Genomic DNA, 21,047 nt, shown 5'->3' with positions numbered 1-21,047 from the left:
ATGCACGAGGACGACCTCGACGCCCTCGAGGAGGGCCGGCTCGAGTCGCTCACCACCGCGGACGCCGACGGTGACGAGCGCGCGGTCGAGGCAGCGCTGCGCCCGCGCAGCCTCGAGGAGATCGTCGGCCAGCAGCGGGTCCGCGACCAGCTCGGCCTGGTCCTCGAGGCGGCCCGGCTGCGTGGGCGGGCGCCGGACCACGTCCTGCTCTCCGGGCCCCCGGGCCTCGGCAAGACCACCCTGGCCATGATCATCGCCCACGAGATGGGCTCGGCGCTGCGCCTCACCTCCGGCCCGGCGATCACCCACGCCGGCGACCTCGCGGCCATCCTCTCGGGGCTGAACGAGGGCGACGTCCTCTTCATCGACGAGATCCACCGGATGAGCCGACCCGCCGAGGAGATGCTCTACATGGCGATGGAGGACTTCCGGGTCGACGTCGTCATCGGCAAGGGCCCGGGCGCCACGGCGATCCCGCTGGAGATCCCGCCCTTCACCCTGGTGGGGGCCACCACCAGGGCGGGGCTGCTGCCCGGTCCGCTGCGGGACCGCTTCGGCTTCACCGCGCAGCTGGAGTTCTACGACCCCTCCGACCTCGACCTCATCGTGCGTCGCTCCGCCGGGCTGCTCGGCGTCGAGCTGGAGGCGGAGGGGGCGGCGGAGATCGCCTCGCGCTCGCGCGGCACGCCGCGCATCGCCAACCGGCTGCTGCGCCGGGTGCGGGACTACGCCCAGGTGCGGGCCTCGGGCGTGCTCACGCGCGACGTCGCCGAGGCCGCACTGGAGCTGTACGAGGTGGACGCCCTGGGGCTGGACCGCCTCGACCGCGGCGTCATCGACGTCCTGTGCCGCCGCTTCGGCGGCGGGCCCGTCGGCGTCTCCACGCTGGCCGTGGCCGTGGGGGAGGAGCGGGAGACCGTCGAGGAGGTGGCGGAGCCGTTCCTCGTGCGCCTCGGCTTCCTCGCCCGGACGCCGCGAGGGCGGATCGCGACCCCGGCCGCCTGGCAGCACCTCGGCCTGAGCGCCCCGGCGCCGCTGGACGAGGGCCTCTTCGACGCCGACTGACGCACGCCGCCCGGACGGGGGCGAGGGGGTGACCCGGGCCTCCGGCGGTGGGTGCGCCCCGTGACGTGGGTCGCACCGGGGGTGCCGCCGCCCCGATCACCGGGGATTGCTCCCCCGTCTCACCCCCACGGTTAGACTTCGCCGGGCGTCGGCGCCGGAGCCCTCCAGCGGAGGTCCTCGCGCGCTCGCGCCACCGTCCCACTCACGCCGTCACCGGAGAGAAATACCCCTCGTGGAACTGCTCCTTCCGATCCTCCTCGTCGTTGTCTTCTGGCTCTTCCTCATCCGCCCGCAGCAGCGGCGCGCGAAGGAGACGGCCGCCATGCAGCGCTCCCTCGAGCCCGGCGACGAGGTCATGCTGACCGCCGGTCTCTTCGGCACCGTCGTCTCGATCGACGACGACCGCATCCAGGTCGAGCTGAGCCCCGGCACGGTCGTGACCGTCGCCCGCGGTGCCATCGGCCAGGTCGTGCCGCCGCAGGTCGAGGAGGCCGAGGACGAGACCGGCGACCAGACCGGCGACGAGACCCCCGCTTCCGGCGACACCGCCGACACCGACCCGACCACCGGCTCGACCCCGGGCTCGGACGACAAGGAGAGCTGAGCAGCATGGCTACCAGGACCGCGCGCCCGGGACGCATGCTCCTCGCGTTCTTCGTGGTGCTCGCGATCGTCTACGGGCTGGTCGCCGTCGCCGGCAGCTGGACCCCCTCCCTGGGTCTCGACCTCCAGGGCGGCACCAGCATCACCCTGCGCGCCAAGGGCAGCCCCTCCGAGGAGTCCCTGGAGGAGGCGCGCGCCATCATCGACAACCGCGTCAACGCCTCCGGCGTCGCCGAGGCCGAGGTCACCACCCAGGGCTCCAACGAGATCGTCGTGGAGATCCCCGGCGAGAACCGGCGTGACCTGCTGGAGACCGTCGAGCGCACCGCGCAGCTGCGCTTCCGCGTCGTCGCCTGCTCGACGATCGACGGCAACTGCGTGTCCACGACCGTGGACAACTCCGGCTCCTCGTCCTCGTCGTCGAGCTCGTCGGCCAGCGCCTCCGCCAGCGCGTCGAGCAGCTCCAGCGGCAACAACCGCGCCTCGCTCAGCTACCTGACGAAGGCCAAGGCCACCAAGAAGGCCACCAAGAAGGCGACGGCGACGTCGACGAAGAAGGCCACCGCCTCCTCCACCAAGAAGGCCACCGCCACGGCGACGAAGACCGCGAGCGCCACGGCGTCCGCCACGTCCAGCGCCGACGCGAGCGCCAGCGCGTCCGCGACCTCCACGGCCTCGGCGTCGTCCACGGCGTCCGCCGACACCGAGACCCACAAGGCGACGTACAACAAGAAGCTGGTCGCCCAGTGCCTCACCTCGGCCGCGAAGGACTCGACCCTGTCCACGCCGCTGAAGTGGAAGGACAGCCCGACCACGGACTGCGTGCTGGCGTTCCAGACGGTCACCTGCCCGACCGACGGCTCGGCCGTGCAGATCATGTCCGACGACCCGGACGCCCCGCTGATCACCTGTGACACCGACGGCATCGCCTACCTGCTCAGCCCGGCGATGATCGAGGGCACCGAGCTCAGCGACGCCCAGGCCGAGATCCCCCAGAACGAGATCAGCTACGTCGTCACGCTGCAGTTCGACAGCGAGGGCACCAAGACGTTCTCCAAGATCTCCAAGCAGCTCTACAACGACGGCGGCCAGTTCGCGATGGTCCTCGACGGCCAGGTGCTCTCCGCCCCGACGATGAACGCGATCATCCTCAACGGGCAGGCCCAGATCTCGGGCTCGTTCACCGAGGAGTCCGCCACGTCGCTGGCCACGAGCCTGCGGTACGGCTCGCTGCCCATCGAGTTCGAGAAGAACCCGCTGGTCGAGACGATCGGCCCCTCGCTCGCGGGTGACCAGCTCACCGCCGGCCTCATCGCGGGTGGCATCGGCCTCCTCGTCGTCATGCTCTACTGCCTGCTCTACTACCGCGGGCTCGGCCTCGTGGTCATCGCCTCGCTCGGCGTCGCGGCGGCCGTCACCTACGCGCTCATCCTCCTGCTCAGCGCCACGGCCGGGTTCACCATGACCCTGCCCGGCATCGCGGGCATGATCATCGCGATCGGCATCACAGCCGACTCCTTCATCGTGCTCTTCGAGCGCGTGCGCGACGAGATGCGCGACGGCAAGTCGATGCGCGTCGCGGTGGAGTCCGGCTGGAAGCGGGCCCGGAACACCTGCCTGGCCGCCGACACGGTGTCCCTGCTCGCGGCGGTCGTGCTCTACATCTTCGCCGCGGGCGTGGTGAAGGGCTTCGCGTTCGCGCTGGGCCTGACCACGATCGTCGACCTGGTGGTCTTCTTCTGGTTCACCAAGCCGATGGTCTCCTGGCTCGCCCGCTTCCGGTTCTTCAACGCTGGTCACCGGCTCTCGGGCCTGGACGCCGAGGCGATCGGGCTCAGCCCCCGCACGCCGCAGGGAGGGAACGCCTGATGGGCGCATTCGCACGCTTCGGCAACGACCTCTACGCGGGTCGTCGATCGATCGACTTCGTCGGTCGCAAGTGGCTCTGGTACGGCATCTCGGGCGTCCTGATCCTCCTGGCCGTCGTCAGCATGTCGATCCGGGGCCTCGACCTCGGCATCGAGTTCACCGGCGGCACGAGCTTCCGGGTGCAGGCCTCCAGCGGGATCTCCCAGACCGAGGTGGACGACGTCCGCAGCGCCGTCGTCGGCACCGGCATCGAGGCCGCCCAGGGCGCCACGGTGACCACGGCCGGCAGCGACGGCCTCGTGGTGCAGACCGAGCCGATGTCGGCGGACGACGCCGCCACCGTCGCCGACGTCATCCTGAAGACCACGGGCGAGGACCAGGACGCGCTCACGCAGTCCGACATCGGCGCCAGCTGGGGCGCCCAGGTGGCCGAGCGCGCCCTCATCGGCCTCGCGGTCTTCCTCGTCCTGGTCGTCCTCTTCATCTGGGCGTACTTCCGCGAGTTCAAGATGTCGCTGGCCGCGCTCGTCGCCCTGGCCCACGACGTCGTCCTCACCATCGGCATCTACGCCCTGGTGGGCTTCACCGTGACCCCGGCGACCGTCACCGGCGTGCTCACCATCCTGGCGTTCTCGCTCTACGACACCGTCGTCGTCTTCGACAAGGTCAAGGAGAACGCCAAGCTGATGCGCCGGCGCCACCAGACCTACGGCGAGGCGGCCAACCTGGCGGTCAACCAGACGCTGGTCCGCTCGATCAACACCTCGGTCGTGGCGCTGCTGCCGATCGCGTCGATCCTGCTCATCGGCGCGCTCACCCTGGGCGCCTCGACGCTCCAGGACCTCGCGCTGGCCCTGTTCGTCGGCACCGCCGCGGGCACCTACTCCTCCATCTTCATCGCCACGCCGCTGCTGGTGCAGATGAAGTCGCGGGAGAAGGACGTCCTCGAGGCCGAGAAGCGCGCCCGCTCGCGCCGCAAGAACGTCGACCGCTACGCCGCCGTCCCCACCTACCGTGACGACATGCCGGTGGGCGAGCCGGACGAGGACCTGGTGGACGAGGACGAGGCGGTCGCTCCCGCTGCGAGCCGCGCCTACGGTCGCGGGTCCGCGGACGCGATGGGCCGGGGCCGCACGGCCCCCGCCGCCCACGGCCCGATGGACTCGGGCTCCGCGGCGGGTCGGCAGCAGCCCACCCGCCAGCCGCGCTCGAAGCGGGGCAAGCCCCAGAAGCCGCAGCAGTGAGCGGCGCCGACGACGTCCTGGCACGGGGCCGGGCCGCGCTCGAGCGGCTCGTCCTCGACGTCCCGGACTTCCCCGAGCCGGGCGTGGTGTTCAAGGACATCACCCCGCTGCTCGCGGACCCCGCGGGCCTCGCGGACGTCGTCGGTGCCCTCGCCGGCGCGGGGCGGGACGCCTCGGGCGCGCCCGCCGTCGACAAGGTGCTCGGCATGGAGGCCCGCGGCTTCCTCCTCGGCACGCCCGTCGCGCTGTCCCTCGGTACCGGGTTCGCGCCCGTCCGCAAGGCCGGGAAGCTGCCCCGCGCGACGCGCGCGGTCTCCTACGACCTGGAGTACGGCTCGGCGACCCTCGAGCTGCACACCGACGCGGTCGCCGCCGGCGAGCGCGTCCTCCTCGTGGACGACGTGCTGGCCACCGGCGGGACCGCCCGGGCCACCGTCGACCTGGTCGAGGCCTGTGGCGCCGAGGTCGTGGGCGTGGCCGTGCTCATGGACCTGGCCTTCCTGCCCTGGCGCGAGGCGCTGGGGGACCTGCCGGTCACCAGCCTGCTGACCATCGGCTGACCTGCGGCGGGCCTGTGCCTAGACTGGGCCAATGACCGAGGAGCGGGTCCACCAGCCGTCCCCGGCGTCGCAGCCCAGCGAGGGGCCGACGCCGCCCCGCGCGGCCGCGCCCCCGGCACCCCCGCAGGTGCCGCCCCGGCGCCCCGACCGCGGTGACGCCGCGGGTCGCGTCCCGGAGCCGGCCCCGTCGGCGCGGAGCATGCGCGCGCGCCTCGCCCGGATGGGCACGCGGAGCCCCGGCTTCAACCCGGTCCTCGAGCCGCTCTTCCGGGCCGTGCGGGCGCACCACCCGAAGGCCGACCTGGCGCTGCTCGAGCGGGCCTACACGACCGCCGAGCGCCTGCACAGCAGCCAGATGCGCAAGAGCGGCGACCCCTACATCACGCACCCGCTCGCGGTGACGACGATCCTGGCCGGCATCGGCATGACGGAGCCGACCCTGGCGGCCGCCCTGCTGCACGACACGGTCGAGGACACGCCGTACACGCTGGAGGAGCTCACCGCCGACTTCGGCGAGGAGGTCGCCCGGCTCGTCGACGGCGTGACCAAGCTGGACAAGGTCGTCTACGGCGACTCCGCCCAGGCCGAGACCATCCGCAAGATGATCGTGGCGATGGCCCGGGACATCCGGGTGCTGGTCATCAAGCTCGCGGACCGGCTGCACAACATGCGCACGCTCCGCTTCGTCCCGGCCAAGAGCCAGGAGCGCACGGCGCGCGAGACGCTGGACATCTACGCCCCGCTGGCCCACCGCCTGGGCATGAACACCATCAAGTGGGAGCTGGAGGACCTCGCGTTCGCGACCCTGCACCCCAAGGTCTACGACGAGATCGTCCGCCTCGTGGCCGAGCGCGCGCCCTCGCGTGACCAGTTCATGGCGGAGGTCATCACCCAGGTCGAGAACGACCTGCGCGAGGCCAAGATCAAGGCCAAGGTGACCGGCCGACCGAAGCACTACTACTCGATCTACCAGAAGATGATCGTCGGCGGCCGCGAGTTCTCCGACATCTACGACCTGGTGGGCATCCGCGTCCTCGTCGAGGAGGACCGCGACTGCTACGCGGTGCTCGGCGTGCTGCACTCGCGCTGGAACCCGGTGCTGGGGCGGTTCAAGGACTACGTGGCGATGCCCAAGTTCAACATGTACCAGTCGCTGCACACGACGGTGATCGGCCCGCAGGGCAAGCCCGTGGAGATGCAGATCCGGACGTTCGGCATGCACCGCCGTGCGGAGTACGGCGTCGCGGCCCACTGGAAGTACAAGGAGGACAACCGCACCGGCGTCGACACCGACCAGCGCGGTGACCTCGACGACATGACCTGGGTCCGGCAGCTGCTGGACTGGCAGAACGAGGTCGAGGACCCGGGGGAGTTCCTGGAGTCCCTCCGGTTCGAGATGAACCAGGCGGAGACCTACGTCTTCACCCCGCGCGGCGACGTCATCGCGCTGCCGTCGGGCTCGACCCCGGTCGACTTCGCCTACGCCGTCCACACCGAGGTCGGCCACCACACGATCGGCGCGCGGGTGAACGGCCGCCTGGTGCCGCTGGAGTCCACGCTGGACAACGGCGACGTCGTCGAGGTGTTCACCTCCAAGTCGCCGACGGCCGGTCCGTCGCGGGACTGGCTGGGCTTCGTGAAGTCCAACCGCGCCCGCTCCAAGATCCGTCAGTGGTTCACCAAGGAGCGGCGCGAGGAGGCGATCGAGGACGGCAAGGAGCAGATCGCCAAGCTCATGCGCAAGGAGGGCATCGCCCTCAAGCGCGTGATGACGCACGAGTCGCTCACGCTGGTCGCCGAGCACTTCAAGCTCGCCGACATCTCGGCGCTCTACGCGGCGGTGGGGGAGAACCAGCTCTCCGCGCAGGCGGTGGTCAAGCACGTCCTGGAGATCCACGGCGGCGCCGAGGGGGCGCAGGAGGACCTCGCCGAGGCCGTCACCATCACCGGCCGGAGCCGGCGCGCGGCGTCGGGCGGCGACGCCGGCGTCATCGTCAAGGGCGCCAGCGACCTGTGGGTGAAGCTGGCCAAGTGCTGCACGCCCGTGCCTCCGGACCCGATCCTCGGCTTCGTCACCAAGGGCGGGGGAGTGTCGGTGCACCGCAAGGACTGCACCAACGCCACCGAGCTCGAGCGCAGCCCCGAGAAGATCCTCGAGGTCGAGTGGGCTCCCACCGAGTCCTCGACCTTCCTGGTCAACATCCAGGTCGAGGCCCTCGACCGGGCGCGGCTGCTCTCGGACATCACCATGGCGCTCTCCGACGCCCACGTGAACATCCTCTCCGCCAACCTCTCCACCACCCGAGACCGGATCGCCAAGAGCCGGTTCACCTTCGAGATGGCGGAGACCAAGCACCTCGACAGCGTGCTGCGGGCCGTGCGCGGCGTGAACGGCGTCTTCGACGCCTACCGCGTGACGCAGTAGGCGCGGGCAGGACGACGCGAGGGCCCGCTCCCCAGGGGGAGCGGGCCCTCGTGCGCTGTGCGGCCGGGTTCGGCCGTCAGGAGAACGTCAGGAGAAGTCGGCCGAGGCGCGCTTGGCCATCTCGAGGAACTGCTGGCGCGAGGCCAGGTTCTCCTCCAGGTCGGCGACCTTCTTGGCGTTGCCGGCGGCGCGGGCCTTCTCCAGGTCGGCCTCGACCTTGTCGATGGCGGCCTGCAGCTTGGCGACCATGTCGTCCGCACGGGCGGACTTCTCGGGGTCGGTGCGCTGCCACTGCTCCTGCTCGAGGTCGCGGATGGCCTGCTCGACCTTCCGCATGCGGCCCTCGAGCTCCTTGATCCGCGCCCGCGGGACCTTGCCGGCCTCGTCCCAGCGGTCCGCCAGGTCGCGGAACGCGCGCTTGGCCGCCTCCAGGTCGGTGACGGGCAGGAGCGCCTCGGCCTCGACCAGGATCTGCTCCTTGACCACCGCGTTGTCGGCGAACTCGGCGTCGAGCGCGGCGTTCGCTGCGTCGCGGGCGCCGAAGAACTGGTCCTGGGCGCCCCGGAACCGCTTCCAGAGGGCGTCGTCGACGTCCTTCGGTGCCGGTCCCGCGGCCTTCCAGTCGCGCATGAGGTCGCGGTAGCGGCCGGCGGTCGGGCCCCAGTCGGTGGACGTCGCGAGCGCCTCGGCCTCGGCGGCCAGCCGCTCCTTGACCACCTTGGCGCCCTCGCGGCGCTCGTTGAGCTCAGCGAAGTGAGCCTTGCGGCGGCGGGTGTAGGTGGTGCGGGCGGTGGAGAAGCGGCGCCACAGCGCGTCGTCGGAGGGGCGGTCGATCCGCGGGATCGCCTTCCACTCCTCCAGCAGGTCCCGGAGACGGTTGGCGCCGTTGCGCCAGTCGTTGCCCGCCGAGAGGGCCTCCGCCTCGGCGACGACCTTCTCCTTGGCGGCCTTCGCCTCGGCGCTGCGCTGGGCGCGCTCGACCTTGCGGGCCTCGCGCTGCTGGGCGATGAGGGGCTCGAGCGCCGCGAGGCGGGTCTCGAGAGCGGCGAGGTCCCCGACGGCGTGCGCGTCGGTGACCTGGGCCCGGACGGTGGTGACCGACTCGGCCGCCTCCTCGGGGCTCATCACTCCCGTGCCGATCCGCTTCTCGAGCAGCTCGACCTCGAACGCGAGCGCGTCGTAGCGCTCGGTGAAGAAGCGGAGGGCCTCCTCGGGAGACCCCTCGGAGTACTGGCCGACGGGTCGCTCGCCCTCGGCGGTCTTGACGTACACGGTCCCGTCGTCGTCGACCCGGCCCCACTGGTGGCTCGTCACGGCTCGGCTTCCTGATCGCATGTCGGTGCTCCGTCGAGGACGGAGCAGGTCACTGGCGGGGCCATCGTAGACGGAAACCGACTGGTCGTAGGGCGAGGAGGAGGCCAAGACGTGCGCTGGGGCGTGTCGTCGCTAGGGTGTGCGGGTGCTGATCGCCGGCTTTCCCGCAGGGATGTGGGGCACCAACTGCTACGTCGTGGCGACCGGCGCGGGCGCCGAGTGCGTGGTCGTCGACCCCGGCCAGGACGCCGCCGGCGGGGTGGAGGAGGTCGTGCGCGAGCACCGCCTCAAGCCCGTCGCGGTCCTCGTCACGCACGGTCACGTCGACCACATGTGGAGCGTGGCGCCCGTCGCCGGCACCCACGACGCCACCGCCTGGATCCACCCGCGCGACCGTCACCTGCTGGCGGACCCCATGGCGGGCATGTCGCGCGAGACCGCGCGCATGCTCCTGGGGCAGGACCTCACGTGGGCCGAGCCCGACGACGTGCGTGAGCTCGCCGACGGGCAGACGCTCGAGCTGGCGGGGCTCACGTTCGACGTCGACCACACCCCCGGCCACACCGAGGGCTCCGTCGTCTTCCGGACCCCCTACGAGCAGCAGGGCGTGTCGCAGGTGATGTTCTCCGGCGACCTGCTCTTCAAGGGCTCCATCGGGCGCACCGACCTGCCCGGCGGGGACCATCCGAGCATCCTGCGCAGCCTCGCCTCCAAGGTGCTGCCGCTGGCCGACGACGTCGTCGTGCTCCCCGGGCACGGCGACCAGACCTCGATCGGCCGCGAGCGCGCCACCAACCCGTACCTGAAGGACCTCACGACCCCATGAGCAAGCCCACCCCGCTCAGCGGCTTCCCGGAGCTGCTGCCGGCCCAGCGCGCGGTCGAGCAGCAGGTGATCGACACCCTGCGCAGCACCTTCGAGCTCCACGGCTTCGCCGGGATCGAGACGCGTGCCGTCGAGCCGCTCGACCAACTCCTGCGCAAGGGCGACACCTCCAAGGAGGTCTACCTGCTGCGCCGCCTGCACGAGACGAGCGACGAGGGCCACGCCGGCATGGGCCTGCACTTCGACCTCACCGTGCCGTTCGCCCGCTACGTCCTGGAGAACGCGGGCAAGCTGGACTTCCCGTTCCGCCGCTTCCAGATCCAGAAGGTGTGGCGCGGCGAGCGCCCGCAGGAGGGCCGGTTCCGCGAGTTCACGCAGGCCGACATCGACATCGTCGGCCGCGACGCGCTCCCGTTCCACCACGACGTCGAGGTCACCCGCGTCATGGTCGACGCCCTGACCCGGCTCACCTTCCTGCCCGCGTTCCGCCTCCAGGTGAACAACCGCAAGCTCATCCAGGGCTTCTACGCCGGCCTGGGCCTCGACGACCTCGACGAGGTCATGCGGATCGTCGACAAGCTGGACAAGCTGCCCGTCGAGAAGGTCCACCAGATGCTGGTGGACGAGGCGGGCGCGACGTCCGAGCAGGCCGACCGCGTCCTCGCCCTGGCCACCATCCGCTCCGGCGACGACTCGTTCGTCGAACGCGTCCGTGACCTCGGCGTGACCCACGAGCTCCTGGACGAGGGCCTCGACGAGCTCGCCGCCCTCGTGCGTGGGGTCGCCGACCTGGTCAGCGACCGCGTCCGCGTGGAGGCGGACCTCTCGATCGCGCGGGGGCTCGACTACTACACGGGCACCGTCTTCGAGACCCGCCTGGACGGCTACGAGTCGATGGGGTCGATCTGCTCGGGTGGCCGCTACGACGCGCTGGCCTCCGACGGCAAGGTCACCTACCCGGGCGTCGGCATCTCCCTCGGCGTCAGCCGGGTGCTCGTGCCGCTGCTCGCCCGGACCGGTCTGACCGCCTCGCGCAGCGTCCCGTCCGCCGTCCTCGTGGCGGTGACGGACGAGGAGTCCCGGCCCGCCTCCGAGGCCGTGGCCGCGGCCCTGCGCGCCCGCTCGATCCCGTGTGAGGTGGCGCCGACGGCGGCGAAGTTCGGCAAGCAGATCCGGTTCGCCGAGCGCCGGGGCATCCCGTTCGTGTGGTTCCCCCAGGACGACGGCAGCAACCAGGTCAAGGACATCCGCGACGGGGTCCAGGTGGACGCGGACCCCGCCACGTGGACACCATCGCCCCAGGACCTGCGCCCGCAGGTCGTCCCCGGCGCCTGAGCGCCGGCCCCAGCGGCACCCGCTCGCAACACCAGTACGCAGCACCCGCAGCAGCAACCACCAAGGAGACCAAGCAGTGATCCGCACCCATGACGCCGGCGCCCTCCGCGCCGAGCACGTCGGCCAGACCGTCACCCTCGCCGGGTGGGTGGCCCGTCGTCGCGATCACGGCGGTGTCGCCTTCCTCGACCTGCGGGAGTCCACCGGCGTCGTCCAGGTGGTCGTCCGCGACGAGGAGGTCGCCCACGCCCTGCGCAGCGAGTACTGCATCAAGGTCACCGGCGAGGTGTCCCTGCGCCCCGACGGCAACGCCAACCCGAACCTGCCCACGGGCGAGATCGAGGTCATCACCACCGACCTCGAGGTCCTCAACGCGGCCGCGCCGCTCCCGTTCCAGATCGACGAGGCCGGGCACTCCGCCGGCGAGGTGGGGGAGGAGTCGCGTCTGCGGCACCGCTACCTCGACCTGCGCCGCTCGGGCCCCGGCGGCGCGCTGCGCCTGCGCTCGAAGGTGAACAAGGCCGCCCGCGACGTCCTGCTCGAGCGGGACTTCGTCGAGGTCGAGACGCCGACCCTCACCCGCTCCACCCCCGAGGGCGCCCGTGACTTCCTGGTGCCGGCGCGCCTGCGTCCGGGCTCCTGGTACGCCCTCCCGCAGAGCCCCCAGCTGTTCAAGCAGCTGCTCATGGTGGCCGGCATGGAGCGCTACTTCCAGATCGCCCGGTGTTACCGCGACGAGGACTTCCGCGCCGACCGCCAGCCCGAGTTCACCCAGCTGGACATCGAGATGAGCTTCGTCGAGCAGGACGACGTGATCGAGCTCGCCGAGGCCATCCTGAAGAGCCTGTGGGCGCTCATCGGCCACGAGATCGTCACGCCGATCCCGCGGATCACCTACGCGGACGCCATGGCCCGCTTCGGCTCGGACAAGCCGGACCTGCGCATGGGCCAGGAGCTCGTGGAGTGCACCGAGTACTTCAAGGACACCCCGTTCCGCGTGTTCCAGGCGCCCTACGTCGGCGCCGTCGTCATGCCGGGCGGCGCCTCGCAGCCGCGCAAGCAGCTCGACGCGTGGCAGGACTGGGCCAAGCAGCGCGGGGCCAAGGGTCTCGCCTACGTCCTCGTGGGCGAGGACGGGACGCTGGGCGGCCCCGTGGCCAAGAACATCACCGACGAGGAGAAGGCCGGCCTGGCCGCGCACGTGGGTGCCCAGCCGGGCGACTGCATCTTCTTCGCAGCCGGCCCGGTGAAGCCCTCGCGCGCCCTGCTCGGCGCCGCGCGGCTCGAGATCGGTCGCCGCTGCGGCCTCATCGACGAGTCCGCGTGGGCCTTCACATGGGTCGTGGACGCGCCGCTGTTCGAGCCCGCCTCCGACGCCGTGGCCAGCGGTGACGTCGCCGTGGGCGACGGCGCGTGGACGGCCGTCCACCACGCCTTCACCTCGCCGCAGGACCTCGAGGCGTTCGACTCCGACCCGGGCAACGCCCTGGCCTGGGCCTACGACATCGTCTGCAACGGCAACGAGATCGGTGGCGGCTCGATCCGTATCCACCGCGACGACGTGCAGAAGCGCGTGTTCGCCGTCATGGGCCTGGACGAGGCGACCGCCGAGGAGAAGTTCGGCTTCCTCCTCGAGGCGTTCAAGTTCGGCGCGCCCCCGCACGGCGGCATCGCCTTCGGCTGGGACCGCATCACGGCCCTCCTGGCCGGCGTGGACTCGATCCGCGAGGTCATCGCCTTCCCGAAGTCGGGCGGCGGCTACGACCCCCTGACGGCGGCCCCGGCCCCGATCACGGAGGCGCAGCGCAAGGAGGCCGGTGTGGACGCGGTTCCGGCGGAGGATCTCGCTCCCGAGGCCTGACCGGCCGCACCATTCGGCGCAAAACCGTCCTCCGACCGGTCGGGCGCCGAGACCAGATCGTTACGCGCGAGTGATCCCTGTTGCGCGGGACGTCACCTAGAGTCCTACCGGCACGTAGGGCGTGCCCGCCGGGAGACCCCCGGGGCAAGACCCCCCACTAGATGAGGTGAGCATGTCGGCACCTGTTGCCGAGGAGACCACGGAGCTCGACCCGCAGAAGTCCCGACCCAAGGGCAACGCGGCGCAGATCTCCGGGAAGTCGCCGCTGCGGATCGCCTTCGGGCGCCTGATGCGCGACAAGGTCGCCGTGGTCTGCATGGTCGTCGTGGTCCTGTTCGTCCTGCTGGCGATCTTCGAGGGTCTGCTGCAGAAGGCGTTCGGGGTCACCGCGGAGACGCAGTTCCCGACCCAGTTCCTGAACCTGAACGGCGTGCCCAAGGCCGAGTTCGGCCCGCCTTACGGGACGTTCGTCTGGTCGCACCCGTTCGGCATCGCGCCGACGACCGCGGTGGACAACCTGGCCTACTGGCTCGAGGGGGCGCGCAACTCCCTGGAGATCGCCACCCTCTCGACGATCGTGGCGACCGTCCTCGGCATCGTCGTCGGCCTGCTCGCCGGGTTCATGGGCGGCATCGTCGACCGCGTCCTGTCGTTCTTCACGGACTTCTTCCTCACGCTGCCGTTCCTGCTCGTGGCGCTGACGATCGCCCCGATCGTCAACGAGCGCTTCCGCGACGGCGACCACTACGAGGCGGCGCAGGTCGTCTTGCTGGTCATGGTCCTGAGCTTCTTCGGCTGGATGGGCCTGGCCCGCCTCATCCGCGGCGAGGTCCTCTCGCTGCGCGAGCGCGAGTTCGTCCACGCGGCCCGGGTGATGGGCATGCCCACCCGGCGCATCCTGGTCAAGGAGCTGCTGCCGAACATCGTGGCGCCCATCGTCGTGAGCACCTCGCTGATGCTGCCCGCGTTCGTCGCCGCGGAGTCCGGCCTCGCCTACCTGGGCGTGGGCATCCGGACGCGTCCCTCGTGGGGGCAGATGCTGGACGACGCCACCGGGTTCTTCAAGGAGTACCCGCTCTACCTCTACGAGCCGCTGCTCGCGATCGTCGTGCTCGTGCTCGCCCTCAACCTCCTCGGTGACGCCGTGCGCGACGCCCTGGACCCCAAGACACGCCGCTGAGCCCTCCTCCGCCCAGCGTGTGCACCCGTCGCCCCGACCTCCTCCTCGGGGCGCGAACCCAAGAAACAGAAAGGCTGGACTATGAGACGGACCAAGCCGCTGGCACTCGTCGCCGGCGTCGCCGCTCTCGCCACCCTCGCCGCGTGCGGCGGGGGTAGCGGGGACCCGACCTCCCCGAGCGACTCGGGCTCCTTCCAGGAGACCGACGCGGGCTCCGACAAGGACGCCAACGCCACCGCACCCGCCGCCGACGTCGAGGGCGCCACCTCGGGCGGCACCATCACGGTGTACCTCCCCGGCGACTACGGCCCGGACGACCTCGACCCGACCAACGGGTGGTCCGTCACCGGCAACTCGATCCAGCAGGCGCTCACCAGCCGGTCGCTGACCCAGTACTCGGTCGACTCCGACGGCAACGCGACCCTGGTCCCCGACCTCGCGACCGACCTCGGCCAGCACAACGACGACTTCACCGAGTGGACCTTCACCCTGCGTGACGGCATCACCTGGGAGAACGGGGACCCGATCACCGCCAAGGAGGTCGCGTTCGGCATCGCCCGCTCGATGGACTCCAAGGCGTTCCCGAGCGGTGCCGGCACCGAGTACTCGAAGACGTACTTCGCCAACCCCGACTACGAGGGTCCGTACACGGACAAGAAGACCTCGTGGGAGGACTGGGGCGGCGTCGACTACGACAACGACGCCAAGACCGTCACCATCCACATGAGCAAGTCGTTCCCCGACATGGACTACTGGGGCGCGTTCATGGCCATGGGCCCGGCGCCGCTGGGCAACCGGTCGAACCCGACCACCTACGGTCAGAACATCCTGTCCAACGGCCCCTACAAGGTCGAGTCCTTCACGCCGCAGGACGAGCTCGTCCTGGTGAAGAACGACCAGTGGGACCCGAGCACGGACACCGCGCGTCACCAGTACGCCGACAAGTGGATCTTCAAGTTCAACGCCGACCCGGACCAGACCGACGAGATCATGCTCAGCGACAACACCCAGTCGCAGACCTCGCTGTCCACGGACCTGCAGGCTTCGAACTACCAGACGGCGCTGAACGACCTGGGTGACCGCCTCGTGCAGCAGTCCACGCAGTGCACGAGCTTCCTGTACCCGGACTACGCCTCCACGGACATCAACTTCCGCAAGGCGCTGGCCTACGCGTACCCCTACGAGGACGTGTGGACCGCCGGCGGTCAGGTGCCGGGCGTGACCCGCACCATGGCGAACTCGATCATGCCCCCGGGCATGGCCGGCAAGCCCGACTACTACGTCGACGGTGAGGCGTTCAGCTACGACCCGGAGAAGGCCAAGGAGCTGCTCGCGGACTCCGACGTCGACTCCGTCTCGATGATCTACTACGAGCCCGACCCGCTCGCGGTCAAGGCCCAGAACGTCATCACCAAGGGCTTCGAGGCCGCCGGTCTCACCGTCAAGGCCACCCCGGTCCAGGAGTCCCCGTACTCCACCTGGACGAACACCTCCGACAAGCTCAACAAGAGCCTGAACGTCCGTGGCGTGGCCTGGTGCTCCGACTGGCCGTCGGCCCTGACCTTCATCCCGCCGCTGTTCCGCTCCGGTGCCGTCTACAACACCGGTGGTTTCTCCGAAGCGAGCATCGACGCCGAGATGAAGAAGATCCCGACGATGGACCTGGACAAGCAGGCCGACGCCTGGGGTGCGCTGGACGAGAAGATCGAGACCGAGTACTTCCCGGCGATCCCGACCGCGTACTACAACCAGCTGTTCACGTTCGGCTCGAAGATCGGCAACCCCTCGGGCGACGAGGCTCTCGGCGCCCCGAACTACAAGAACCTCTTCGTGATGAACTGACGCTCCGCGTCGGCACTCACGTGAGCCTCGTGGTTCACCAGCAGTAACCAGCAACACCGCAACACCGCAACGTGGTGGGGACTCCCGGGACCCGGGGGTCCCCACCACCGCGGTCGGGCCACGGCCCGACCACCGTCCCGCAACCGCAGCCCCCACCAGGGCCGCACCGAGGAGAGTCACACCGCGTGTACGCCTACATCCTGAAGCGCCTGATCTCAGGGGCGGTGGTCCTGCTCCTCGTCTCGTTCTCGGTCTTCGCGCTGTTCTGGTACGGCCCGAGCGAGCCGGCGCGCGCGATGTGCGACACCAAGACGTCGAACCGCTGCACGCCCGAGCGCCTCGCGGTCTTCACCGAGGAGCTCGGCTACGACAACAACATCTTCGCCGAGTACGGGCGCTACGTCGGCGGCATCTTCGTCGGCCGCGACATCACCATCAGCAGCGTGACCGTCCAGTGCGACGCCCCCTGCTTCGGGCTGTCCTACTCCACCGGCAAGCCGGTGTGGAACGACATGAAGAAGCGCCTGCCCGCCACGGTCTCCGTGGCCGTCGGCGGCGCCTTCCTGTACCTGCTCATCGGTGTGCCGATGGGCGTGGCGGCCGCGCGAAGACGAGGATCGTTGGCGGACAAGGCGCTCGTGTCGTCCTTCCTCGTCATCAGCTCGATCCCGTACTACCTCTTCGCCCTGCTCGCCTACCTCTACGTGGCGGTGTACTGGCAGGTGCCCTGGCTGGGAGAGCCCGGGTACACACCGATCACCCAGAACCCGGTGGCGTGGTTCGGCGGCCTGGCCCTGGCCTGGCTCTGCCTCGGCGTCTTCGGCTGCACCCAGTACACCCGCTACAGCCGCGGCTCCATGGTGGAGGCGCTGAGCGAGGACTACATCCGCACCGCCAAGGCGAAGGGCCTGCCGACGCGGACGGTCGTCTACAAGCACGCGCTCCGCGCCGCGCTCGTCCCCATCGTCACCATCTTCGGCATCGACTTCGGCACGCTCCTGGCCGGCACGATCTTCACGGAGAAGATCTTCGACATCAACGGCATCGGCCTGTGGACGCTGACGGCGATCCGCGCGATGGACCTGCCGATCGTGTCCGCCACCGCCATCTTCAGCGCCAGCGTGCTCATCCTGTCGAACCTCGCCGTCGACATCGTCTACAGCGCCCTCGACCCGAGAGTGAGGCTTTCGTGACCGTCACCGCCCCCAGCACCACCCGGGCGGACGCGTCCGGGGACCCCTACCTCGTCGTCGAGGACCTCACGGTCCGCTTCCCCACGGAGGACGGCCTGATCACGGCCGTCCAGGGGCTCAGCTACTCGGTCCAGAAGGGCCGCACGCTCGGCATCGTCGGCGAGTCCGGCTCCGGCAAGTCGGTGTCGTCCATGGCCGTGCTCGGCCTGCACGACCCCAAGTCGGCCCGGATCACCGGCAGCATCAAGGTCGACGGCCAGGAGGTCGTCGGCCTGCCCGAGTCGAAGATGCGCAAGATCCGCGGCCGCCAGGTCTCGATGATCTTCCAGGACGCCCTCGCGGCCCTCCACCCCTTCTACAAGGTCGGCGGCCAGCTCGCGGAGGCCTACCAGGTCCACCACCCGTCGGCGTCCAAGCGCGAGGCCCGCCGCAAGGCGATCGAGATGCTCGACCGCGTCGGCATCCCGCAGCCCGACCGCCGCGTGGACGACTTCCCGCACCAGTTCTCCGGCGGCATGCGCCAGCGCGCGATGATCGCGATGGGCCTCATCAACGACCCCTCGCTCATCATCGCCGACGAGCCCACCACCGCCCTGGACGTGACGGTGCAGGCGCAGATCCTGGACCTGCTCCAGGACCTGCAGCGCGAGTTCGACTCCGCGATCATCATGATCACCCACGACCTCGGCGTGATCGCCGAGATGGCCGACGACATCCTCGTGATGTACGGCGGGCGTGGCGTGGAGTACGGGACGGCGAAGAACGTCCTGATGCGTCCGCAGATGCCGTACACGTGGGGCCTGCTGTCGAGCGTCCCGGACGTCACCGGTGACACCGACGCCCCGCTCATCCCGATCCCCGGGAACCCGCCGTCGCTGCTGAGCCCCCCGCCGGGCTGCGCGTTCCACCCGCGGTGCACCCACAAGGACAAGGTCGAGGGGGGGGCTGTGCTCGACGGTCCTGCCCGAGCTGGTGCAGGGTGACGGGGAGGCGGGCCACCTCAAGCGCTGCCACCTCGCCGACCCCTCCAGCATCTACCGGGCCGAGGTCCTGCCCGTGATCGCGCCCGACCTGCTCGAGGAGAACGACCCCCGATGACCGAGACCAACGAGCCGACGACGGACGTCACGTTCAGCGAGCTCGCGGGGGAGCAGCACACGCCGCCCCGCCTCGACCCCGACGCCCCGCCCGTGCTGACGGTCGACAACCTGCGCATGTGGTTCCCCGTGAAGTCCTCGGGCGTGATCTCGCGGACCGTCGGCCACGTGCAGGCGGTGGACGGCGTCTCCTTCGAGGTGCCCAAGGGCGGCGCCCTGGGCCTGGTGGGCGAGTCCGGCTGCGGCAAGTCCACGACCGGCCGGCTCATCACCCGGCTCTACAAGCCGACGTCCGGCCAGATGTACTTCGGCGACAACCGGCAGGACATCGCCTCGATGTCGAACCGGCAGCTCAAGCCGCTGCGTCGCGACGTCCAGATGATCTTCCAGGACCCCTACACCTCGCTGAACCCGCGGCACACCGTGGGCGCGATCGTGGGCGCACCCCTCGAGGTGCACAAGGTGGTCCCGAAGAAGCAGGTGCTCTCGCGCGTCCAGGAGCTCCTCGAGGTGGTGGGGCTCAACCCCGAGCACTACAACCGCTACCCGAACGAGTTCTCCGGCGGCCAGCGTCAGCGCATCGGCATCGCCCGGGCGCTCACGCTCAACCCGAAGCTGCTCGTGGCCGACGAGCCGGTCTCGGCGCTCGACGTCTCCATCCAGGCCCAGGTGATCAACCTCCTGCAGGACCTGCAGAAGGAGTTCGACATCGCCTTCCTGTTCATCGCCCACGACCTCGCGGTCGTGCGCCACTTCTGCCCCGAGGTGGCCGTGATGTACCTGGGCAAGATCGTCGAGATCGCCGACCGGGACACGCTCTACAAGCGCAGCCACCACCCGTACACGCAGGCGCTGCTCTCCGCCGTGCCGGACATCAAGCAGGCTGCGGTCGGCGGTCGTCGGGAGCGCATCCGCCTCGAGGGCGACGTCCCCAGCCCGATCAACCCGCCGTCCGGCTGCCGGTTCCGCACCCGCTGCCCGATCGCGAAGGACATCTGCGCCAAGGTCGAGCCGCCCCTGCTCCAGATCGGCCCCCGCCACAAGGTCGCCTGCCACTTCCCCGGCGAGCTCGGCAAGGCGCCGGAGCAGCCGGCGACGACCCGCCTCCTCGGCCTGGACAGCGCCGGCAGCCCCGACGCGTCCGTGACGCCGACCGAGGTCCCGCAGCACCCCGGGTACGACAAGACGTGGTACGACCTGGAGCGCCAGGAGATGGTGTCCGCCTGACCCCGCCCAGCCAGGACGGCGACGCCGCCGGCCTGTTCGACGTCCCAGGAGCCGCCCCCGTGACCGGGGGCGGCTCCCTGGCCGTGAACACCAGTGCCTCCGCACCGCTCGCGGTGCGGATGCGTCCGCGCACCCTGGACGAGCTGGTGGGCCAGCCGCAGCTGCGCGCCCCCGGCAGCCCGCTGCGCCAGCTCATCGACGACCAGCGCTCGCTGTCCCTGCTCCTGTGGGGCCCGCCCGGCACGGGCAAGACGACGATCGCCTCGATCGTCTCCCGGCAGACCTCGCGCCGCTTCGTGGAGATCTCCGCCGTCACCGCGGGGGTCAAGGAGGTGCGGGCCGCCATCGACGGCGCCCGCTCCGAGCTGGTGCGCGGGGGGCAGGAGACCGTCCTGTTCGTCGACGAGGTCCACCGCTTCTCCAAGGCCCAGCAGGACGCCCTGCTCCCCGGCGTGGAGAACCGGTGGGTCACGCTCGTCGCCGCCACCACGGAGAACCCCTTCTTCTCCGTCATCTCGCCGCTGCTCTCACGCAGCCTGCTCCTGCGCCTGGAGTCGCTCACCGACGAGGACGTCCTGCGGGTGGTGGAGCAGGCCCTCGTGGACGAGCGCGGTCTCGCCGGCCGGTTCACGCTCGAGCAGGACGCCGCCGAGCACCTCGTGCGGCTCGCCGGCGGTGACGCCCGGCGGTCGCTGACGTACCTGGAGGCGGCCGCGGGCGCCGCCGCGGGGCGCGGCAGCGACGTCATCGACCTGGAGACGGCGGAGACCGCCGTCGACACGGCCGCGGTGCGCTACGACCGCCAGGGCGACCAGCACTACGACGTCACCAGCGCGTTCATCAAGTCCGTGCGCGGCTCCGACGCCGACGCCGCCATGCACTACCTCGCCCGGATGATCGAGGCGGGGGAGGACCCGCGCTTCATCGCGCGTCGGCTGGTGATCCTCGCCAGCGAGGACATCGGTCTGGCCGACCCCACCGCCCTGCCGACCGCCGTGGCCGCGGCCCAGGCCGTCCAGCTCATCGGGATGCCGGAGGCCGGGCTCAACCTCGCCCAGGCGACCATCGCCCTGGCCACGGCGCCCAAGTCGAACGCGGTGACCACCGCCCTGTTCTCGGCGCAGGCGGACGTCCGCGCGGGCAAGGTCGGCCCCGTGCCGGCCCACCTGCGCGACGCGCACTACGCGGGGGCCAAGAAGCTGGGCCACGGGTCGACCTACACCTACAGCCACGACGCGCCCTTCGGCATCGCCGAGCAGCAGTACGCCCCCGACGTGGTGGCCGACGCCCGCTACTACCAGCCCAAGGAGATCGGTGCCGAGGCGGCGCTGAAGGAGCGCTGGGAGCGGGTCCGCCGGATCATCCGCGGCGGCGGGCGGTCGTGAGCCGCGTCCGGCGGGGCAGGTA

General features: G+C 70.8%; 17 protein-coding genes. 16 read left to right on the top strand and 1 reads right to left on the bottom strand.

Translation table 11 applies throughout. The features are described 5' to 3' along the window. The 6 genes from ruvB to E8D37_RS02380 all read left to right on the top strand — a co-directional run bounded on the left by ruvB (window position 1) and on the right by E8D37_RS02380 (window position 7,766). Window positions 1-1,065 carry a Holliday junction branch migration DNA helicase RuvB gene (gene ruvB / locus E8D37_RS02405; protein WP_136568180.1) on the top strand — a complete coding sequence of 355 codons (1,065 nt, stop codon included), beginning with the start codon at window positions 1-3 and terminating at the stop codon, window positions 1,063-1,065. A gap of 232 nt (window positions 1,066-1,297) precedes the next feature. Continuing rightward, window positions 1,298-1,669 carry a preprotein translocase subunit YajC gene (yajC, locus tag E8D37_RS02400; RefSeq protein WP_168929583.1) on the top strand — a complete coding sequence of 124 codons (372 nt, stop codon included), beginning with the start codon at window positions 1,298-1,300 and terminating at the stop codon, window positions 1,667-1,669. Between the two features lie 5 nt (window positions 1,670-1,674). Next, window positions 1,675-3,537 (top strand): protein translocase subunit SecD, encoded by a 1,863-nt coding sequence (secD, locus tag E8D37_RS02395; protein ID WP_136568178.1) that lies wholly within the window; start codon window positions 1,675-1,677, stop codon window positions 3,535-3,537. Next, window positions 3,537-4,781 carry a protein translocase subunit SecF gene (gene secF / locus E8D37_RS02390; protein WP_136568177.1) on the top strand — a complete coding sequence of 415 codons (1,245 nt, stop codon included), beginning with the start codon at window positions 3,537-3,539 and terminating at the stop codon, window positions 4,779-4,781. The genes secD and secF overlap by 1 nt, the downstream gene beginning before the upstream one ends. Before the next feature lie 17 nt (window positions 4,782-4,798). Then, complete coding sequence (locus E8D37_RS02385) at window positions 4,799-5,341, top strand: adenine phosphoribosyltransferase (protein WP_136568413.1); 543 nt, start codon at window positions 4,799-4,801, stop codon at window positions 5,339-5,341. Window positions 5,342-5,540: 199 nt separating this feature from the next. Then, complete coding sequence (locus E8D37_RS02380) at window positions 5,541-7,766, top strand: bifunctional (p)ppGpp synthetase/guanosine-3',5'-bis(diphosphate) 3'-pyrophosphohydrolase (protein WP_206055552.1); 2,226 nt, start codon at window positions 5,541-5,543, stop codon at window positions 7,764-7,766. A gap of 87 nt (window positions 7,767-7,853) precedes the next feature. Here the strand turns inward: E8D37_RS02380 and E8D37_RS02375 are convergent, their stop codons facing one another. Next, window positions 7,854-9,080 carry a DUF349 domain-containing protein gene (locus tag E8D37_RS02375; protein ID WP_136568175.1) on the bottom strand — a complete coding sequence of 409 codons (1,227 nt, stop codon included), beginning with the start codon at window positions 9,078-9,080 and terminating at the stop codon, window positions 7,854-7,856. Between the two features lie 145 nt (window positions 9,081-9,225). Here E8D37_RS02375 and E8D37_RS02370 point away from each other — a divergent pair, with 145 nt between their 5' ends. The 10 genes from E8D37_RS02370 to E8D37_RS02330 all read left to right on the top strand — a co-directional run bounded on the left by E8D37_RS02370 (window position 9,226) and on the right by E8D37_RS02330 (window position 21,025). Continuing rightward, on the top strand, window positions 9,226-9,906 hold the full coding sequence (locus tag E8D37_RS02370; protein ID WP_136568174.1) for an MBL fold metallo-hydrolase: 681 nt from the start codon (window positions 9,226-9,228) through the stop codon (window positions 9,904-9,906). Then, window positions 9,903-11,240, top strand: coding sequence for a histidine--tRNA ligase (hisS, locus tag E8D37_RS02365; RefSeq protein ID WP_136568173.1), 1,338 nt, complete (start codon window positions 9,903-9,905; stop codon window positions 11,238-11,240). Before E8D37_RS02370 ends, hisS begins: the two co-directional genes overlap by 4 nt. A 76-nt stretch (window positions 11,241-11,316) precedes the next feature. Further along, complete coding sequence (gene aspS / locus E8D37_RS02360; RefSeq protein WP_136568172.1) at window positions 11,317-13,101, top strand: aspartate--tRNA ligase; 1,785 nt, start codon at window positions 11,317-11,319, stop codon at window positions 13,099-13,101. Window positions 13,102-13,273: 172 nt separating this feature from the next. Continuing rightward, the gene (locus tag E8D37_RS02355) at window positions 13,274-14,281 is read left to right on the top strand and encodes an ABC transporter permease (RefSeq protein ID WP_136568171.1); all 1,008 of its coding nucleotides are present in this window, start codon (window positions 13,274-13,276) and stop codon (window positions 14,279-14,281) included. A gap of 81 nt (window positions 14,282-14,362) precedes the next feature. Then, a complete protein-coding gene (locus E8D37_RS02350; protein ID WP_136568170.1) occupies window positions 14,363-16,123 on the top strand; it encodes an ABC transporter substrate-binding protein in 1,761 nt (586 codons plus the stop codon). A 185-nt stretch (window positions 16,124-16,308) separates the two neighbouring features. Beyond that, window positions 16,309-17,316 carry an ABC transporter permease gene (locus E8D37_RS02345; RefSeq protein ID WP_136568169.1) on the top strand — a complete coding sequence of 336 codons (1,008 nt, stop codon included), beginning with the start codon at window positions 16,309-16,311 and terminating at the stop codon, window positions 17,314-17,316. Continuing rightward, the gene (locus E8D37_RS02340) at window positions 17,313-18,299 is read left to right on the top strand and encodes an ABC transporter ATP-binding protein (RefSeq protein ID WP_346763577.1); all 987 of its coding nucleotides are present in this window, start codon (window positions 17,313-17,315) and stop codon (window positions 18,297-18,299) included. Before E8D37_RS02345 ends, E8D37_RS02340 begins: the two co-directional genes overlap by 4 nt. Then, the gene (locus tag E8D37_RS20675) at window positions 18,289-18,414 is read left to right on the top strand and encodes a hypothetical protein (protein ID WP_346763576.1); all 126 of its coding nucleotides are present in this window, start codon (window positions 18,289-18,291) and stop codon (window positions 18,412-18,414) included. The genes E8D37_RS02340 and E8D37_RS20675 overlap by 11 nt, the downstream gene beginning before the upstream one ends. Next, entirely contained in the window at window positions 18,411-19,640 is a 1,230-nt protein-coding gene (locus E8D37_RS02335; protein WP_136568168.1) for a dipeptide ABC transporter ATP-binding protein, read from the top strand. The genes E8D37_RS20675 and E8D37_RS02335 overlap by 4 nt, the downstream gene beginning before the upstream one ends. A 59-nt stretch (window positions 19,641-19,699) precedes the next feature. Further along, window positions 19,700-21,025: a replication-associated recombination protein A gene (locus E8D37_RS02330; RefSeq protein WP_240770140.1), complete on the top strand. Its 1,326-nt coding sequence runs from the start codon at window positions 19,700-19,702 to the stop codon at window positions 21,023-21,025. Window positions 21,026-21,047: the final 22 nt, after the last annotated feature.

Origin of the sequence: Nocardioides sp. GY 10127, assembly GCF_004919085.1 — a bacterium.
Classification (GTDB): Bacteria; Actinomycetota; Actinomycetes; order Propionibacteriales; family Nocardioidaceae; genus Nocardioides.
This window is presented reverse-complemented; position numbering and strand designations above follow the sequence as displayed.

Coding starts and splice junctions, on each gene's coding strand:
- hisS (WP_136568173.1), top strand. CDS start 9,903: ATGAGCAAGCCCACCCCGCTCAGCGGCTTCCCGGAGCTGCTGCCGGCC.
- E8D37_RS02380 (WP_206055552.1), top strand. CDS start 5,541: ATGCGCGCGCGCCTCGCCCGGATGGGCACGCGGAGCCCCGGCTTCAAC.
- secF (WP_136568177.1), top strand. CDS start 3,537: ATGGGCGCATTCGCACGCTTCGGCAACGACCTCTACGCGGGTCGTCGA.
- secD (WP_136568178.1), top strand. CDS start 1,675: ATGGCTACCAGGACCGCGCGCCCGGGACGCATGCTCCTCGCGTTCTTC.
- E8D37_RS02350 (WP_136568170.1), top strand. CDS start 14,363: ATGAGACGGACCAAGCCGCTGGCACTCGTCGCCGGCGTCGCCGCTCTC.
- E8D37_RS02355 (WP_136568171.1), top strand. CDS start 13,274: ATGTCGGCACCTGTTGCCGAGGAGACCACGGAGCTCGACCCGCAGAAG.
- E8D37_RS02335 (WP_136568168.1), top strand. CDS start 18,411: ATGACCGAGACCAACGAGCCGACGACGGACGTCACGTTCAGCGAGCTC.
- ruvB (WP_136568180.1), top strand. CDS start 1: ATGCACGAGGACGACCTCGACGCCCTCGAGGAGGGCCGGCTCGAGTCG.